This is a genomic window from Siphonobacter sp. SORGH_AS_0500 (assembly GCF_031453245.1).
GTDB lineage: Bacteria > Bacteroidota > Bacteroidia > Cytophagales > Spirosomataceae > Siphonobacter.
In genome coordinates, this window is record NZ_JAVIYT010000001.1 from 1995335 (window position 1) to 2013697 (window position 18363).

Sequence of the window (18363 nt, forward strand, 5' to 3'; positions counted from 1 at the left end):
AAAACAGTAAATGGGAAACTATTTAATTTTCACCCGGGTAGCTCCATATCCAAACTTCTCTTTCTGAGCATCAGAGAAAAACGCTACGTGGGGGTGACGACCCAGTTTGCGGTGAATCTCCGTGCGAAGAGTCCCATTACCAACGCCATGAATGAAAATGATTTCGTCCAGACCGTGAGCAACGGCGTTTTCCAGGGCGGTATTAAACGTTTTCATCTGAAGCTCCAGCATTTCGGCATTATCCATCGCCAGGAAATGACGGGTTAACTTTTCAATGTGCAGATCAACCGTAGTTTCGGGTTTTTCGAGTACCGGCTTTACTTCTTCCACTTTCTTCTCTGTCAGACTTTCTTTCAGTTTTTCGGGCTGGATATTTTCTTCATCCAGTTGAAATAAGTGTCCGACCTGGTCAAGCACGGGAATCCGCTGCTTCGTTTTAAAGAAAGTCCCTGCCCGGAAACGGATTTTCTTTTCCAAGGGCGGCCGTACCTGCATAAAGGCTAGGCGAGAGAATAAAGCCTGAACGGTAAATACGCCCCAGCTTTCAAAATCCTTTACCTGCCAGTCGCCCGTTTTCTGGCTGCTGCGAGCTTTCAGAATGCCTGATCCCAGGCTTTTGAAATGAGGTTCAGAACCATTGATAACTGAGAAAGGAACGTCCCAATCCGTATTATTAACGATATACATCGTCATTTCCCGGTCATTTACGGGAATAAAAGCCAGGTATAAGCCTTTGTTGGCGACAACTTCCGAATGACGAGGCTTAATCGCATCCGTATTTTGAGCAGGAACGGTCCGGAACCGGTTTTTCTCTTCTGGTGAAATCAGCGATACTTCCCGCTTTTGCACGGGAATCCGGAAACCGGCTTCAATTTCTACTTCTACCAAATCTCCCGCCAGGAATTTAGTAATAATGCCTTCTTCGCGGCCATGCACTAACCGAACTCGATCTCCAATATTCATAGTAATTCGTAGTATTCACTTGAAATAGCAAAGGTAAGGGGTTTTGAGCGGCCGCCGCTGCGGTTTTGAGTTTTGAGTTTTGAGTTTTGAGTTTTGAGTTTTCAGTTTTGAGTTTTGAGTTTTGAGTTTTGAGTTTTGAGTTTTCAGTTTTGAGTTTTGAGTTTTCAGTTTTCAGTTTTCAGTTTTCAGTTTTCAGTTTTCAGTTTTCAGTTTGGAAAGAGAAACCTGTAAAGGTAGGCAAGACGTTTGGAAATGGAGATCTTAACCCCGGAGGGGTTTAATATGAATAGCCCCGGATAACAATCCGGGGTTCCCCATGGACGGACCCTGCCCCTGGCTGGTGTCTTCACCAGCCATTCGTATAAAGCATAGTGGTTGGTGAGGACACCAACCAGGGCGGAAACCTATAAAGGTAGGGAAGGGGTTTGAAAAGGGAACCATAACCCTAGAGGGGTTGAACCTGAATAGCCCCGGATAACAATCCGGGGTTCCCTATAGATGGACCCTCCCCCTAGCTGGTATCTTCACCAGCCATCCATATAAAGCATAGTGGTTGGTGTCCTCACCAACCAGGGTGATGGAATCATAACTGGGCCGACCCTAACGATCCGTCACTGATCACTATACACCAACCATGGCGGATGGATGACGAGCTGGGGAGAATGCCGGGGTTGGTGTTACAAAAACAGAGAAAGAGAAACCCGTAATGGCGTTTTGAAAAGGCAAGTAATAACCCCGTGGGAATCATACATGAATAGCCCCGGGTCATCCAGAAATTTTAATTAATGACATTTGAGTACAGGGATAGTATGGCCTGCACGTCAGGGAGCTTTAATGAAATAAGAGATAAAAAACCATCCACAATCAAGTGAGAAATCTACGTCTTTACTGGTGGATTTTCTTTTCGGGACGAAGGGTAAATCGTAAACAGAAAACAGAAAACTGCTAACTCCAAACTGAATTCTAATTTTGTGCGGTTAATTTTGTTACTTGTACTTCAAACACTTTTATTAGTTATGCCTTTATTAGAAGGAAAAGTTGCCCTGATTACGGGAGCTTCCCGGGGAATTGGCCGGGCCATTGCCACACGCTTCGCTCAGGAAGGTGCTTCCGTAGCCTTTACTTATCTGTCGAGTGTAGAAAAAGGTCAGGCTCTTGAAGCAGAATTGGCCGCTCTGGGCGTTAAAGCCAAGGGATACCGTTCAGATGCTTCTGATTTCAAGGCGGCGGAAGAACTCGTTGCACAGGTTGTGGCTGATTTCGGAACGCTGGATGTGCTGGTTAACAACGCTGGTATTACGAAAGATGGTCTGTTGATGCGGATGACGGAAGAGGCTTGGGACGAAGTAATCCGGGTGAACCTGAAGTCCGTATTTAACCTGACGAAAGCGGCTACTCGCACTATGATGAAAGCCAAGAGCGGTTCAATCATCAACCTGACGTCTATCGTTGGCGTTCGTGGAAATGCAGGGCAGGCTAACTACGCGGCTTCTAAAGCGGGAATCATTGGTTTTACGAAATCAGTTGCCCTGGAATTAGCCAGCCGTAACGTTCGCTCCAATGCCATTGCTCCCGGTTTCATCGTTACCGAAATGACGGGTGAAGTAAACGAGAAAGCCGTAGAAGAATGGATGAACTCAATCCCTATGAAACGCGGTGGCGAGCCTGAAGAAGTGGCCGACGCCTGCGTATTCCTGGGTTCTGATATGTCAAAATATATTACAGGTCAAACGATCCACGTAAACGGTGGTTTATTGACCTAGGAAATGTGTTTGGGAGTTAATAGGTTTTGAGTTTTGGGTTATTAGTTAAAAGTAGATAAAGGCTGCCACCACGTCTTGTACTGATAACTAATAACCCAAACTCGAAACTCAAAACCCCAAACCCAAAACGCTAACCCATTTGAACTTCGTTTTTCAGTCGTCGCCGTGGTGGATTCCGTTATGCCTTTTGGTGGGTGGACTCTACGCTTTTCTTCTTTATCAACCCAAGTCTTCCTGGAGTAAACCTGCTAATCTGGCTTTAGCCGGGCTTCGGTTCGTAGTAGTGTCTACGCTATGTTTGTTATTGCTCAATGTATTACTGAGGCAAACGGAAGTTAGTATAGAAAAGAAAACGGTGGTTCTAGCTCTGGATAATTCCGCTTCGGTAGGAAAACTGGGCGAAAATCTGAAGGCAGGACTGAAAAAACTGAGTGAATCTTTACAGGATAAGGGCTATACCGTCGCCCTGCAAACCCTACGGGAAACGCCTGTTTCAACGTTGGACTCTGTGCAATTTACCCAAAAATCGACGGATCTTTCCGGCTTATTGAGTCATGTCAAAACCAATCTTGAAGGCCGAAACGTGACGGACGTAGTGCTGCTTTCAGACGGCATTATTAATCGCGGAGCTTCACCGACTTTCAATTCTTACCCCTTTCCCATTCATGCCTTGGCGGTAGGAGATACGACTCCAAAACGCGACGTTAATCTGAAATCTCTTTCGGCTAATCAAATTGCTTATCTGGGAAATCAGTTTCCGTTACAAGCGGATGTAGTAGCGGATGGGTATGCCGGAAAAACGGCGACCGTTCTCCTTCGGAAAGGCGGGCAAACCTTAAGCCAGCAAACCGTTCGCTTTGATAAAGAAAATGCTTTAGCGACGGTTAATTTCACAACTCAGGCTTCGGCCAAAGGCGTTCAGCATTTGACGGTAGAAGTACTGCCATTACCTGGTGAATTCAATACTCGGAATAACCGAAAAGATGTTTACATCGAAGTCATTGATGGTCGGCAAAAGATATTAGTAGTGGCTTCTGCTCCGCACCCGGACATTAAAGCCATTCGTAGTATTATTGAAAAAAATGACAATTTTGAATTTGATTTTCAGATTGTTAACCCTAGCTCTCCGGCTCAGCCTTCTGACAAAAAATATGATTTAATAATCTTTCATCAGCAACCGGATGCCTTTAATTCGGCTGGACCGTATATCAAAAGATTACTGGATACGGGTGTTCCAGCTTTCTGGATTGTGGCCAGTCAAACGGGTACAACGCCCTTAAATAATGCTCAGCAGATTGCTCAGATTCAGTCGCAACCGGGACAGGTGGATAAGGTAACCGGATTCTACAACCGTAATTTTACCCGATTGAATCTGAACCCTGAAACGATGGAGTTACTGCGTCGGCTCCCACCTATGACGGTGCCTTTTGGGGAAGTGAAGCCGCTGGCCAATTCGGAAGTCGTACTGTATCAGAAAAAGAATAACATCGAGACCACGAAACCTCTGTTAGTGTTGAATACGGGGGCTAAACGCGGGGCAATATTACTAGGAGAAGGGCTATGGGAATGGCGTTTGGAGGAGTATCGGTTAACCGAAAAACAGGAAGCCGTAGATGATCTTTTTACGAAAATTATTCAGTTTTTATCGGCAAAAGACGATAAGCGAAAATTGCGGATATATCCCACGCAGCATCAGTTCCAGATTGAAGATAGAGTGTCCTTGGAAACTGAAATTTATAACGATCTCTACGAGCGAATTTATGGTCCGGAAGTAGCCCTAAGTGTAACGGATGAAAAAGGACAGACTCGCAAGTATACCTATGTTTCTTCTGCCAGTCGATTTGAAATCAGTAACTTACCCGTTGGGGTTTACAAATATACGGCAACGGCAAAAGTGTTGGGCAAAGACGAAACGGCTTCGGGTGAATTTATCATTCGGGATGAACAACTGGAGCTAGCCAATACCACCGCTGACTATAATGGCCTACGCCAGTTGAGCCAGCAGACAGGTGGACAGTTTTTTACGGCTAGTCAACTAGATAACCTTGAAAAAGCATTAGTAAGCCGCGATTTACCCGATAAACTTACCAGTACGGAAGACCTCCGTGAACCCATTAACTTACGCTGGATTTTCTTCATTCTTATTACGCTGTTGGCTTTGGAATGGGGCGTTCGGAAATACCTTGGGAGTTATTAGGGGTGGGTTTGAGATTATTTGTTTATAAATACTTGATTCATTCCTTTTCCTAACTTCTAAAAGAGGCCAATTCTGAATAATACGCAGGCACTTGGCTGGGATGTATTTTATTTGCAACTCAGAATGTTTCCTATGCGTATACTTTTCCTGATCCTTTTAGTGACCACATCATCGGTTTTCGGCCAGATTCGGCAGGATCGACTGAATGGATTATTAATCGGGCAGGGGGTAGGTTTCGCCGGAACGATTTATGGGTTGAGTAAGGCTTGGTATAAAAAGCCGCTGAAAAACTTCCATACGTTCAACGACAATCAGGAGTGGTTGCAGATTGACAAGGCCGGCCATGCGTATACCGCTTACCAGATCGCCCGCATCGGAATGGCGGCTTACCAATGGGCGGGAATGAATAATAAGCAGGCTGCCGTTTCGGGAGCTACCAGCGGAATTACCTTCATGTTACCCATCGAAGTCCTGGATGGGTTTTCGCCCGAATACGGTTTTTCTCTGGGTGACATTGCGGCGAATGTAACGGGCCCGGCCCTATTGGTTGCTCAGCAGTTAAGCTGGGGAGAAGTTCGTTTCACGCCCAAGTGGAGTGTTCACTCCACTAAACTCGCCCGGGAACGTCCAGAATTATTAGGAAGAAGCTGGAATGAAAGCTGGCTGAAAGATTACAACGGGCAAACGTATTGGCTGTCCGTAAATCCTGCTTCTTTTCAGAAACTAGATGATCGTCAGATTCGCTGGCCTAAGCTGATGAACATCGCCGTAGGGTACGGCATTGATAATATGATTTCTGCCGATTACGAGAAAAGTGTGGCGATGGGCCGTCGCCCGGTTCGGCAGTTTTTCATCTCTCCTGACCTGGATTTAACCCGAATTCCTACGCATTCTAACCTTCTCCGCAGTTTGCTTTTTATTGCCAATTGCTTCAAAATCCCGGCTCCAGCGGTAGAATTCCGGGTTTCTAAGGTTCCTCCCAAGTTCAAAATAAAGGTGCATCCGGTTTATTTTTAGTTTTTCAGTTTTGAGCGGCCGCCGCTGCGGTTTTGAGTTTTCAGTTTTGAGCGACCGTCGCTACGGTTTTGAGTTTTGAGTTGGAAAGGGAGAACCTGTAAAGTTAGACAAGACGTTTGGAAATGGAAGGTATAACCCCAGCGGGGTTTAATTATCAATAGCCCCGGGTGCAACCCGGGGTGAGATGCAAGGTAGATAAATCCGATCTGGATGGACCCAAGTGATAACCTAGGCAAACGTTTAAATTTAACCCCAGAGGAGTTTTTGCCTACATCTGTCATTCAGAGCGTAGCGAAGGCCCTTTCGTCTTTTAAGTAACCCATTCCTTTTATACAAGACTTTCGTAAACCACAGGTATTCCCATTCCTTCATGAATTCTCTTATTTCGTCCGAAATAACAGGTTTCACCCTGGCTGGTGTCCTCACCAGCCATTAGAAAAAGCCTATTGGTTGGTGAGGACACCAACCAGGTGTGGAAAAATTCTGTTACTTTGTTCGAGAGGACAGGTTAGGTTATAGGAAGTGAATAAACAACAAAAAAGCCGTTACTAGGCAACGGCTTTTTGGGCAATCTTACAGTGGGTTGGTATGCTTATACGGCCTGAAATTGTTGTTCGTAGGCAGAACGTAGCATCTTCAGTGCCCGGCCCATTTGGGCTTCTACGGTTTTAATCGAGAGGTTTAGTTTTTCTGCAATTTCCCGATACATCAACCCTTCTTCGCGGCTCATGCGGAAAATCAAGCGGCAGCGTTTAGGCAAAGCTGAAATATTGGTTTCAATGAAATTGCTAACAATCTGGTAATCGTACTGATCTGCCAGACGGTCTTCAGACAGAGGCAGCGAATTGGCTACTTCTGGAGTAATTTCGTGTAAATGTAATTCGTGACGGTAATGTTTTAAATAATCGAAAGCCAGGTTACGCACCGAACGGAATAAATAGGACTCAAATGAGGTATGAATTTGCAAACGGGAACGATTCGTCCAGAAGTGCATAAACACGTCCAATACGACTTCTTCAGCCAGCTCAGTTGAGTTCAGAATCTTGGTTGCATACACCAATAACCGCTTGTGATACCGATGGTACAGGTCGGAGAAAGCGGTAGCGTCGGCATTTTGAATGAAACGTTCGAACAGTTGAGCAGTAGTGACCTTCGATTTTGCCACTGTTGAGCGTAAAGTAGGACGGCGGGACGTGCTGTTCATAGACCTGAGGTTAGTAGATATCACATTCGATTATTCCTGGAAATCTGATTTTTACCGAATCAAATTCTGGCGAAATCATGGAATGATATTAGCGGAGTGATGAACCGTCTACCAAAGGAATATGAAAATATTTTCACGCAACCGTTCCCGAAACCGTTCCCGGAACTATATTTACTTCAGTTTTTTTTTGGTAAAGTTCAATTTCAATTCAAAAGCCTTTAACAATAGCCCTTTTAATGGGTAGGAAATAAATTGTATTATTTATAGAAAGGCTGCTTTCTCCTATGGCGAATACACCCATCATTACACTGAAAGAAATTGCCCGACGCTTGGGCTTATCTAAATCGACCGTTTCCCGAGCTTTGCGAGACAGCAGTGAGATTGGAGCCGAAACCAAAAAACGTGTATTGGAACTAGCCCGGGAGCTGAGTTATACGCCTAACCCTATTGCTTTGAGTTTGCAACGAAGTCGTAGCCAGACGATTGGCATTATCGTTCCTGAAATTGCGAATTCGTTTTTTAGCTCAGTTATTAGCGGGATTGAAGATGTGGCGTACCGGATGGGTTATTACATCATGATTTATCAAAGCCATGATTCAGTGGAACGCGAAGTAACCGATGTACGAAACATTCTGGTGCGTCGGGCGGATGGGTTAATCGTTTCTACCGCCAGCCAAATTCGTAATCTGGATCATTTTCATACGTTACAGGAGCAGGGCATACCGGTTGTTTTCTTCGATCGGAAAGTAGAAAACTTCCAAACGCATCAGGTGATTGTCGATGATTTTGACGGAGCTTTTCGGGGCACGGAACACTTGATTGAACAGGGATGCCGAAAACTGGCCTGCTTAACCGGACCTCAGCACTTACCTATTGTGCAACAACGAACGGCGGGTTTTAAAGCTGCTTTACAAAAGCATAATTTACCTATCCGAAGTGAATGGTTGGTGGAAGGGCCCTTTCGGCAAATAAGTGGGAATCAGTTAACGAAGGAGTTATTTTCAGACTTGACAGATCATCCCGACGGAATTCTGGCCGCGAGTACGAGCATCGCTCTGGGTGCCCATTTAGCCATTCGGGAGGTAGGCATGAAAATGCCCGATCAGGTTTCATTGATTGGCTTTTCAGATCCTCCGATTGCTCCCTTGTTAGATCCGCCGCTGAGTTCGGTGGCTCAGCCCGGCTTTGAAATGGGGCAACAGGCCGCGGAATTATTAATCGATTTGATCGAAAAGAAGGGGAAGCCCATTCGTTACCAAACCCGGATTTTACAAACCGACTTGGTGGTCCGGCGATCTTCTCAACGGAGTTAATAAACCAGAAAGGCTCCGACGTTCGGACGTCGGAGCCTTTCTGGTTTATTACGCTATGACTAGTCTTTGAAGAGTGTACTCATCCAGTTCTTCAGCCGTTCAGTCCATTGATCGGGAGTGGTTTTATTATTCATTCCAAACCCATGGCCGCCTTTCGGATAGACGTGTAGCTCGACGGGGATGCCGTTTTTTTCCAGAGCCTGAAAGAAACTGATGGAGTTATTAACCGGAACGGCTTTGTCATCCGCTGCGTGAACCAGAAACGTTGGTGGCGTTTTTGAAGTAATCTGCTTTTCGTTAGAATATTCCGTTTCCAGTTCAGCCGTTGGCTTTTTACCGAGCAAGGCATCGTGTGAACCCATGTGCGTAAAGGATGGGTCCATGGTAATAACGGGGTATAACAAGATCATAAAATCCGGGCGAACCGAAACGTCTGACCGACCTTTCCAGTTACCCACGGGTTTTTCGAAATGTGTTCCAGCCGTTGACGCTACGTGACCCCCCGCTGAAAAGCCCATAATTCCAATGCGATCAGGATTAATCCCGAACTCCTTCGCTCGGGAACGTACCAGACGGATGGCTTGCTGGGCATCCATCAAAGGGCCAATCTCATTTACCTCCATCAGGTTCGCCGTAGAAGGAAGTCGATATTTCAATACGAAAGCCGTAACGCCCGCTTCATTGAACATTTTCGCTACGTCAACGCCTTCGTGGTCAATGGCGAGAATGTAGTAACCACCACCGGGACAAATAATAACTGACGTACCATTAGGTTTGGCGGGCTTGTAAACGGTAATGGAAGGTTTCGTTATATTTTTGATTCGATGGAAAGAATCTTTCCCGGACCCTTCCTCAATTTCATCGGTCAGAGAAGCTTTGGGGCCCTGATTCGGAATCGGGCTGAAGTCGTAAAGAGGGATAACCTGTTGAGCCTGCACGTTTAGAAAGAGCATACTGCTTAATAAAACCAACCATGGTTTTTTCATAGGATCAATAGAGATTAAAGTTCTGTTCAATGCATCTGAAATGAGACGATACTAGGGGGCAATTAACCTTACGAACGCCACTTTTCAAATGATCCTGAATTTATGATTCCTGAGAAACAGGCTCTGCTCGTTTTTTCAATCGCTGCCCCACCGAAATCAGAATGACAGCCGAAATGATAATTCCTGCGGCCAATACTACTTTTAATGACAGAGGTTCGTTAACAAATAAGTAACCTAATAGCAAAGCAACCAGCGGGTTAACGTAGTTATAAGTCGCCAGTAACGTGGGTGACGTACGTTGGGATAACCAACTGAATACGGTAAATCCACCGAGCGAACCAAAAATAAGCAGGTATGAAAAGGAATAACAAGTGCTGGCGTTCAAACCCGATGGATTAAAAAGAGGAAACTCACCTGCCACCAAACTTCCTAATAAGGTTACAGTCCCGCCGCCCAACATTTGCATGGCCGAAAGGTAAGCTGCCGAGTAAGGTAGCTGAGCTCGCTGAGAAATAACCATCCCCAGGCTCCAGCAAAACGTAGCCGTTAATAACGCGATAATGCCCAATGTGAACTGAGCCGAATCGCCTTCCAGCGAGAATGAATTGAAATCAAGTAATAAACCGACGCCGACGAGCCCGATTAATACGCCCATGATGACCATGGGGCTTGGGATATTTTTTAGCCAGAGCCACTGCAACAGAACCAGCCAGATCGGTACGGCTGCGACAATGAGAGCTGCATAACCCGTAGGAACCCAGGCCAAAGCGATGGTTACACCCCCGTTCCCTACACCCAGCAACAAGGTTCCGATGAGGAGAGAAGTAAGCCAGGCTTTGGAACTCAGACGAACGTTGGGTTCGGTAACTTTTGCCCAAATCATCATAATAATCCCCGCCGAAAAATTTCGAATGCCAGAAGCCATTAGCGGAGGAACGGTTTCAACGAGGTAATGAAGAGCCAAATAGGTACTTCCCCAGGCCAGGTATAAATAAAGTAATCCTGACCAGATTTTCAGAGTAGACGTGTGATTCATAGCATTGAAAAAAGCGAAGCAAAGGTACAGGAATCCACAGGGAGTACGTGTTAGATTGCCGATGAAGCCGCTGAGAAAGCGTATATTTTAAGTCATGCTTAACTTAAAATAGGATTAAAATCGACTTAGAGATTTTGTTAAAAAAAGGCTCCTTGCGTAATTCAAACCCGGTCTGGTATTGTGACAATTAGTTTTTGATTAGTTGAAGGAAGGAAGGGGTTTTCGAAGATGTAGATGAGGCATCAAAAATCAATCATTCGAGATTAAAAGCAGATTTCTCAATTGACTTTTTCGTCCATAAATCATCAAACCTAGCATCAGGAAACGGCTTTTCTGAGCTTATGACCCTAAGAAGAGAAATAGAGCTTCGGCTCTTCGCGATATACACGATTTTATCAGAGTAGTTTATAGTGGGAAGGTTGAAAAACTCCGCTCGTTTGAGCGGAGTTTTTTCTTTATCAGCAGGCATGAAAAAACAGCTACGATAGTATTTTCAGAAAAACGTACGGGCATTTTACCGCTGTTAAGCTTCTGATGTACCCAAGCGTTTTCAGCTAGAATCTCCTAGCGTTTGACTCGATGAGCTAAAAACCAGATGCCTAAACCCAGTATCACGACCAAGAATAAAGCTATTCGTAGGGTAGCCGCTTCGGCAATAAAACCAATGAGAGGCGGTCCCATCAGAAATCCGGTGTAACCTACAGTAGAAACCGCCGCCAGAGCAATTCCCGCAGACATGGTTTCGGAGCGACCCGCTTCTGAGTACACCAGGGGAACGACTGCCGCGACCCCAAATCCGATGATTAAGAAACCGATAATAACCGCAATCGGGAAAGATACGCCTACGGCCAGAGCCATGCCGAGAGCAATGCCTAATCCACTCATTTGCAGCATTTTTCGAATACCATATCGAACCGTTAACCAGTCCCCCATAAACCGACCCGTAGCCATGGTGATGGTAAAAGCGGTGTAACCCATAGAGGCCACTGCTCCACCACTCTGACGGTAATAAATGGACGACCAGTCGGCCATGGCTCCTTCGGTCAGCATGCAGCAGAACGAAATCAATCCCAGCAGTAATAAAGCACGGTCGGGCAGGACAAACATGGGTGTCTTTTCTGAACTTGTTTGCTCTTTCCGATCCGTACTAATCAATGATCGGTAAGCCAATAAGGCAATTAAAATCGAAAGAGCCATGACTCCCAGAAAATGATAAAAGGGAGTAATGTGCAGGGCCCCCGCAATACCACCCAGAGCAGAACCAGCGAAAGCTCCCAGGCTGAACAAACCATGGCAGGAAGACATGATGGGTTTGCCAAACCCCGCTTCCACACTTACTACTTGCGTGTTTACAGCGATATTGGCTACATCACCAGCGGCTCCGTAGCAGAACAAGGCCAGAGCCAGTTGCCAGCCCGTATCCATAAATCCCAGGAAGGGGAGGATACCCACGTAAAAAATCAATGACCATAAGGTTACCGTCCGACTGCCAATTTTCGTTACCAGCCAACCCGCCGGAGCCAGGGCTACCAGCGAACCCAGCGGCATACCCAATAAAACAGAACCTAACTGCCCCGGACTAAGGTGCATGGCTTGCTGAATGTCGGGAATACGGGCGGCCCAGCTAGCAAAACTCAGTCCCATTAAAAAGAAAAAGGTGCTTACTGATAGGCGAGCTGCCGGGTAATTCAATGGGTCTGTTTGGGTGATTTCAGACGAAACCATAGGGTCGTTTTTATGTCGTAAGGTCTACGCTTCAATGGGAGCAGGTAATAGTAACCGCTCTACTTCACGCCAGGTTTTTACGCGTTGATAACCTTCCAGCGTTTGGTTATGTGGGGCATCAAACAAAATTGGAGTGCCACGGAAGGTATTCAGATTTTTCTCGTGATCGTCGATGAGGTAATCCGCTTCAATCATCCATTTGTGCCCACAGAGGACAATATACCGCCAATCGATGAAAGGAAAATACTCTGCCAGCCAATCCACTTTTTCTTTGAGTGAATTGGGAAACTCAATCGCGGCAGAAACGATGAAAACTTCGTAGTGATCCATCAATCTTTTTACCACCTCCTGAGCATCGGGCATAACCTGCATTCCCCGGAAAAAGCCTGGTTCATGAACCCAGGTTTTAACAGTATCGGCGTGAATATCAACCGCTTCTGCCCAATTAGAGCCTTGCAACAACTCACGGGTAACCGTTTTTCCTACTCGATTAATACAATATTCGATGAAACGTCCAGAAGCATCTGCCAGAACGTCGTCCATGTCAATCAGAATTCGTTTCATATCCTACAAAGCAGTTTGTAAATCGGCCCTTTTTAGAATGGTTAATAACTGAGAAATGGTATTTTCATTCCAGGAGTCGATTCGCCAGTCGGCTAACGATAAATCCTGGTTCCCGGAATTGGGATTGACATAACCCAGACAAGCCATTCCGGCAGCTTTGGCGGCCCGGCAGCCGTTGGTAGAATCTTCAATTACCAGGCATTCCTCGGGTTTTACTCCGTAAAAAGCGGCCTGCCGCAGGAAAATCTCAGGATCCGGTTTGGACCGGGGTACATCTTCGCCGCTTAGAATATTCTGAAAGTAGGGTCGAAAACCCGAGCGATCCAGGCATAGTTCGATCATCCGCCGTTGGTTGGAGGAGGATAGAACCATAGGAATATTCTCTTCATCCAACCTTTTCAGAACGTCTGAAATGCCATTTACTAAAGGAAGTGGATCGAGACGGGCGAATTTTTCCATCAACAAATCATACTCCCGTTCAACGTACACAACGGCTGGTTCAGGAAGCAGATCGGGATAAATCGTTTTAAACCGTCCGAAAATTTCTCTCGGAGCCACGCCCGTGACGCTATCCAGCTCCAACTGACTCAAGGTAATGCCTAATTGAGTTTCAAAGTAATAAGGATGAAAATGATGATAGATGGGTTCACTATCAACCAAAACCCCATCCATATCGAATATGACTAGCTTCATGCGTTATTTTTCGTTAATACGATTTGGTTCAACAAAAAACCGTAACAAAACGCATACTTCCAAATTAAATATGTGTTACTTTTGGGAAGAAAAACGAATAAAAACGAAATGCTCCGCGAAGAACGCCTTCAATACATCCTTCAGAAACTGGTTCAGCAACAACGGGTAAGTTCCGTGGAATTAAGTCAGGAGCTTAACGTTTCGGATGATACCATTCGCCGGGATTTGAATGAACTGGCGAAGGATGGCCTTTTGAAAAAAGTCCACGGCGGGGCGGTTCCGGCGGTTCCTAAAGCTCCAGCTCCCTTGAAACTGACGGAACGGATTGCCTATGCTCAAACCGAAAAACAGGAGATTGCACAAAAAGCACTGGCCTTATTTGAATCCGGGCAAACGATTATTCTGGATAATGGATCTACCAACATGTTAATTGCCCGGTCGTTACCACCAGAACTTCAGGTTCAGATATTTACGAATAGTCTATCCATTGCTCAAATTCTGAGCGAACACCCCAATGTGGAAGTTCATTTGATGGGGGGCTGGATTTTCAAACGGGCTCAGGTAACCCTCGGAGCGGCAGTGATTAATATGATCGAACGACTTCGCCCGGATTTGTGCATCATGGGTGTTTGTTCCATTCATCATGAACTCGGTGTGACGACGCCGTACTGGGAAGAGGCTCTGGTGAAACAGAAAATGACTCAGGTTTCCAAGAAAGTGATCGCAACGGCCTGGAAGGATAAGTTTAATACCGCAGAAACCTGTAAAGTGTGCGATTACGAAGAGCTGGATTTATTAATAACCTCGTCGCAGGCTCCTACCGAAAACTTGTCATCTTACCTCAATAAAGGCGTAGAAATCTGGTGAGGGGTTCAGTTTTGAATGATTGAGGGAATGAATGATTGAATACTGATTTTATTACATTTCTGTCTTTTGCAGTCGCTCGGCTCTGCCGAGTGACGACTTAACTGTAGGCCTGTGGCCGTGTTTCCCAAAGACAATAGAGGTAAGCTAAATGATTTACCAAATCCAGCCATTTTTCAATTCTACTGGCCCATTCATCTATTTCCTCACTCGGTAAAGCCGAGCAACTACGAGAGAAATCATTAGGTAGAGACGTGACTTCATCGCGTCTGGCTTTCCCTGCCGTGGCTAATGTCTCACCTCACCAGTCATTTATACGCAAATTGTGGTTGGTGTCTCACCAACCACGGCATAAAGGGGATAAAGTCGCGTCTCTACGTGAAGAATCGCATGTTTTTGGGGTTATCATATAAACTGTAGGCTTTGGCTGTCTTTTTAAAAGAGATAGGGGAGCTAATGTTTGCCTGACCTAAATGTTTTCAATGCCACCGGCTTGTTCATCTATTTCGTTACTCGACAGAGCCGAGCGATTGCGGGAGGCGTAATTCTAAAAACTCAAAACGCTTAACTCCCAACCCAAAACTTCAAACGCATAACCATTTTTCGCTTTTGGCAGATTTTTTTACGGATATCACACACGTTTATGCTGAAAAATTAAGTTATCTTGCTTAAGCACCGTTTTTCAGTGATTTTTAAATGAGAACTGACCATGAAGGAATTGAGCGACTTTCTACCCGGAAAAAACAATGCTCAAACGAAGGTTACCAAGGGCTGTTTGTTATTGGCTGAACCTTTTTTGGGCGATGAAAATTTTGAGCGAAGTGTGGTGTTGATTTGTGAACATAACGAGCAAGGTTCTTTCGGACTGGTGTTAAATCAAACGACGGAGCTTTTACTGGATGATGTAATTGAAGAAGACATTTACCCCGATATCCCTCTGTTTGTAGGAGGCCCGGTGGAGAAAAATACGCTTCACTACATTCACCGGAGGCCTGATCTGATTGAAGATTCGATTCAGTTGGATGGAAATTTATATTGGAGTGGAAACTTTGAACAGATAAAGAAACTCTTGAATCTGGGTACGCTGAAAACCGAAGACATTCGATTTTTCATCGGCTACTCGGGTTGGAATGCCGGACAGCTTACTTCTGAGTTAAGTCGCGATTCCTGGATTATCTCAAAGGTTAATACAAACGATCTGTTTGATACGTCAACAGATCAGCTCTGGCGGGTTACGCTACGGAATATGGGGGGAGCTTACCGTGTACTTTCCCATTATCCTACCGATCCCAGATTAAACTAATATTCGTGCTTAAGCAAAAACGACCCGGCTCATCACCGGGTCGTTTTTGCTTAAGCACGAATAACTAACGTCTTTTCCCTGAAAAGGAATTCTTCTTTTTATCGTAAGAACCCAGAGGGAAGCTATAGCCTACGAGTAAAGAGAAGGACTGGTTATGAACATCGTTATACATAGGAATATTTTTATAGACCTTACTAAAGCCAAGGTTGTATCGAACGTCAATATTTAACCATTGTTGACGAGCAAAACCAATATTTAAACCAGCTCCGGCAGTTGCTCCAACATCTACTTTATTGAAAGCGGAATTATTTATTATAGCACTTCCTGATTGGCCCGTCTGAAAACTTACCGATGGGCCAATGAAAATTTTAGGGCGGACAGCTCCGGGACCCATGTCATTGCCAAAGTAGTAAGTCGCCAACACTGGAACATGAACATAATCGAGATTTAGATTTGCTGATGGTGCGGGCGTTTCGATGGTTGTTCCCCATCGCATGTAAAGGACATTGGCCGATAAACCAAAATGTTCTTTAATACTATAGTTGATGAAAACACCAGCGGCTGGACCTGCTTTGTATTTAGTCGTCAGACCGTTACCGGCCAGCTTCGGAAGCGTTGAATAAGTCCCTCCAATCATAGGGCCAATGGAAATATTTTCTCTTTGAGCGGAAGCTACACCGGCCCACAACAGACCTAGAGCAATGAATAACGAACGCATGTGATAGAATTGGTTGAGATAAGATGGTAGGGTAATTCCTGACATAAAGTGAACGCAGATATAGGTAAAGCCTTTCATTTTACATATGAACGTAAGTTTACACGCAACAGACTTTACCATACATAAAAATTGTTTCGGATGCAGGCTTTGATTAACGGTAACTAACTGGTTTTCGGGCTATTTTGTTGTATAAAAAAAGCAATGCATTTTCAAAATGCATTGCTTCAAAGGTATTCATTATGGGCCTAGTTCGAATCTTTCTCCCGGGGTTGTCGATTATGATTAAGGCGTTCGATTAGCATCTGGGTAAATCGCTGATCCGCTTTATATAACTCAGATAACTGTTTTACATTAATCACTTTCAGGTATTTAGCCTGATATTCCCGCTCCAGATCCACTTCCTGCTGGCGTAGATCGATGATCTCTTTCAGGTTCTTGCGGATGGCTTCATCACTGGCGGATAAATTATTCGTTTCACCATTTAATCGGCGAATGCGGTGACGAACTTCCCGACGCTTGTCTTCGTATTCGTTAAATAAAGGCCAGAAATCTTTGGCCTGATCGGGCGTAAGATTCAATCGGTTGGTAATCCACGTGATTTTGGCGGCCCGGACTTGTTGCTGGCCTTCTCTACCCTTGTTTTGAGCCTGAAGCGTCAGCGACAAAAAGAAAAATAAACTACCTGCGATCCAGAGTTTCATAGTGCTTAGGGAAAAACCGTGGCAACGGTGGGTAATGGTACTAAATAACGTCTTCAAAATCTTCCAGCGAAAGCTGTTCCATAATTTCTTTATTGGAAATCTTCACCTGAGGTAAAGGCTGGTTACCTAAACTATCAATCAGCATTTTGTTCTTTTCCGTATCGGAAAGATCCTGCAAAGAAACATTTTCGTGTTCGAGGTATTGAACAATGTCCTCGGTTTTGAGCTGGCTAAGCGTTTCTACGCCGATGGAATCCTGCCGGGTGGGCCAGCTCAGATACATCAGAATAGCAACTGAAGCGGCCGCTCCTGCGGTAAGCCAGCTGTGGCGAGCCGTCCAGTGAGGTTTGAGTACTTTGGTGGGATTTTGCTGCACACGAGCCTGAATTCGTTGCGGTAAATCTTCAAAGTAGTGGTCAGGTGTATGGACGGGGTTAATTTTTGGAATGTCTTCCAAACGAATTCTTTTATTATCCATTGTATATATCCAATAAAATCAGCGGATAATTAAAATGAAATGACTGATTATCAGTTTGTTGATATTTTGCCTTTGGAACAAACTAAGCTCTTAAAGTTTAATTACCGTTTAAAAATTCTTCAATTTTTTTTACCGCATGGTGATAGGAAGCCTTGAGAGCTCCTTCGGAGGTGCCGGTCACTTCGGACATTTCTTCGTAAGGCATTTCATCGTAATACCGTAGATGAAAGACCAGTCGCTGTTTTTCAGGTAACCGAAGAATGGCTTTTTGCAATTTATTCTGAATGTCGTCGCCCGAGAGTAGGGGATCGGCGTCAATTTTAGCTTCCAGCTCATGGTCTACCGAATCCAGCGATAAAAAGAAGCGACGACGTTTTTTATTCAGGAAATTGAAGGTTTCATTCGTCGCAATTCGGTAAAGCCAGGTATACAGCTGCGAATCGCCCCGAAAGGTTTCGAGGTGTTGCCAGACTTTAATAAAGGTTTCCTGAGTAAGATCATCCGCATCGGAGTGATCGATCACCATTTTACGAATAAGCCCATACACCTTCTGCTGATACTTACGAACCAGCAGGTTGAACGCGTAGTTCCGCGTCTCCGGGTTCGCAAATTTATCAAGCAGTTCCTGATCGGTCATGGTCTGGTAATTGGTGATGGAAAAGCAATTATATGCATTTACGACCCCTCACTGCAAGCGAGTTTCGGGCAAAATCCCTGTCGAAATGTTAAAATCAGTGAAATAAGGGAAAAACAGACCGTAAAGTAAATGGAAAAAAAGAGAGCTAGAGATTAGAATTTCTTTAATCTCTAGCTCTGAAATCGTTGGAAGAACGATATC

At 45.0% G+C, this 18363-nt stretch carries 17 protein-coding genes; 6 read left to right on the top strand and 11 right to left on the bottom strand.

Features of this window, described 5'->3' with window-relative positions; all coding sequences use genetic code 11:
• Window positions 1-18: 18 nt before the first annotated feature.
• Complete coding sequence (locus QE357_RS08230; protein ID WP_106637625.1) at window positions 19-963, bottom strand: Smr/MutS family protein; 945 nt, start codon at window positions 961-963, stop codon at window positions 19-21.
• A gap of 1016 nt (window positions 964-1979) precedes the next feature.
• Between QE357_RS08230 and fabG the strand changes: the two genes are divergently transcribed.
• From fabG to QE357_RS08245, 3 genes are all read left to right on the top strand, one after another.
• Window positions 1980-2726: a 3-oxoacyl-[acyl-carrier-protein] reductase gene (gene fabG, locus QE357_RS08235; RefSeq protein WP_106637626.1), complete on the top strand. Its 747-nt coding sequence runs from the start codon at window positions 1980-1982 to the stop codon at window positions 2724-2726.
• Between the two features lie 139 nt (window positions 2727-2865).
• Complete coding sequence (locus QE357_RS08240) at window positions 2866-4923, top strand: VWA domain-containing protein (RefSeq protein WP_309706646.1); 2058 nt, start codon at window positions 2866-2868, stop codon at window positions 4921-4923.
• 132 nt (window positions 4924-5055) lie between these two features.
• Entirely contained in the window at window positions 5056-5940 is an 885-nt protein-coding gene (locus QE357_RS08245) for a DUF2279 domain-containing protein (RefSeq protein ID WP_309706647.1), read from the top strand.
• Window positions 5941-6532: 592 nt separating this feature from the next.
• On the opposite strand, the gene QE357_RS08250 is transcribed toward QE357_RS08245, so the two are convergent.
• Window positions 6533-7144, bottom strand: coding sequence for an RNA polymerase sigma-70 factor (locus tag QE357_RS08250; protein WP_106637629.1), 612 nt, complete (start codon window positions 7142-7144; stop codon window positions 6533-6535).
• A 284-nt stretch (window positions 7145-7428) separates the two neighbouring features.
• Between QE357_RS08250 and QE357_RS08255 the strand changes: the two genes are divergently transcribed.
• Window positions 7429-8457, top strand: coding sequence for a LacI family DNA-binding transcriptional regulator (locus QE357_RS08255; protein WP_106637630.1), 1029 nt, complete (start codon window positions 7429-7431; stop codon window positions 8455-8457).
• Window positions 8458-8516: 59 nt separating this feature from the next.
• Here QE357_RS08255 and QE357_RS08260 read toward each other — a convergent pair whose 3' ends face one another.
• The 5 genes from QE357_RS08260 to QE357_RS08280 form a co-directional block, all read right to left on the bottom strand.
• Window positions 8517-9443, bottom strand: coding sequence for an alpha/beta hydrolase (locus QE357_RS08260; protein WP_309706648.1), 927 nt, complete (start codon window positions 9441-9443; stop codon window positions 8517-8519).
• Window positions 9444-9543: 100 nt separating this feature from the next.
• Entirely contained in the window at window positions 9544-10479 is a 936-nt protein-coding gene (locus QE357_RS08265; RefSeq protein WP_309706649.1) for an EamA family transporter, read from the bottom strand.
• A 564-nt stretch (window positions 10480-11043) separates the two neighbouring features.
• A complete protein-coding gene (locus tag QE357_RS08270) occupies window positions 11044-12204 on the bottom strand; it encodes an MFS transporter (RefSeq protein WP_106637634.1) in 1161 nt (386 codons plus the stop codon).
• 24 nt (window positions 12205-12228) lie between these two features.
• Complete coding sequence (locus tag QE357_RS08275; protein ID WP_106637635.1) at window positions 12229-12768, bottom strand: 5' nucleotidase, NT5C type; 540 nt, start codon at window positions 12766-12768, stop codon at window positions 12229-12231.
• Between the two features lie 3 nt (window positions 12769-12771).
• The gene (locus tag QE357_RS08280; RefSeq protein WP_309706650.1) at window positions 12772-13461 is read right to left on the bottom strand and encodes an HAD family hydrolase; all 690 of its coding nucleotides are present in this window, start codon (window positions 13459-13461) and stop codon (window positions 12772-12774) included.
• Window positions 13462-13569: 108 nt separating this feature from the next.
• On the opposite strand from QE357_RS08280, the gene QE357_RS08285 reads away from it, so the two are divergent.
• Window positions 13570-14328, top strand: coding sequence for a DeoR/GlpR family DNA-binding transcription regulator (locus QE357_RS08285; RefSeq protein WP_307142693.1), 759 nt, complete (start codon window positions 13570-13572; stop codon window positions 14326-14328).
• 706 nt (window positions 14329-15034) lie between these two features.
• On the top strand, window positions 15035-15628 hold the full coding sequence (locus QE357_RS08290; RefSeq protein ID WP_307142694.1) for a YqgE/AlgH family protein: 594 nt from the start codon (window positions 15035-15037) through the stop codon (window positions 15626-15628).
• A 64-nt stretch (window positions 15629-15692) separates the two neighbouring features.
• Here the strand turns inward: QE357_RS08290 and QE357_RS08295 are convergent, their stop codons facing one another.
• From QE357_RS08295 to QE357_RS08310, 4 genes are all read right to left on the bottom strand, one after another.
• On the bottom strand, window positions 15693-16346 hold the full coding sequence (locus QE357_RS08295; protein ID WP_309706651.1) for a porin family protein: 654 nt from the start codon (window positions 16344-16346) through the stop codon (window positions 15693-15695).
• Between the two features lie 245 nt (window positions 16347-16591).
• Window positions 16592-17047 (bottom strand): hypothetical protein, encoded by a 456-nt coding sequence (locus QE357_RS08300; RefSeq protein WP_106637641.1) that lies wholly within the window; start codon window positions 17045-17047, stop codon window positions 16592-16594.
• A gap of 40 nt (window positions 17048-17087) precedes the next feature.
• Window positions 17088-17525, bottom strand: a complete 438-nt coding sequence (locus QE357_RS08305; protein WP_106637642.1) for a hypothetical protein — start codon at window positions 17523-17525, stop codon at window positions 17088-17090.
• Between the two features lie 97 nt (window positions 17526-17622).
• Window positions 17623-18162 carry an RNA polymerase sigma factor gene (locus QE357_RS08310; protein ID WP_106637643.1) on the bottom strand — a complete coding sequence of 180 codons (540 nt, stop codon included), beginning with the start codon at window positions 18160-18162 and terminating at the stop codon, window positions 17623-17625.
• Window positions 18163-18363: the final 201 nt, after the last annotated feature.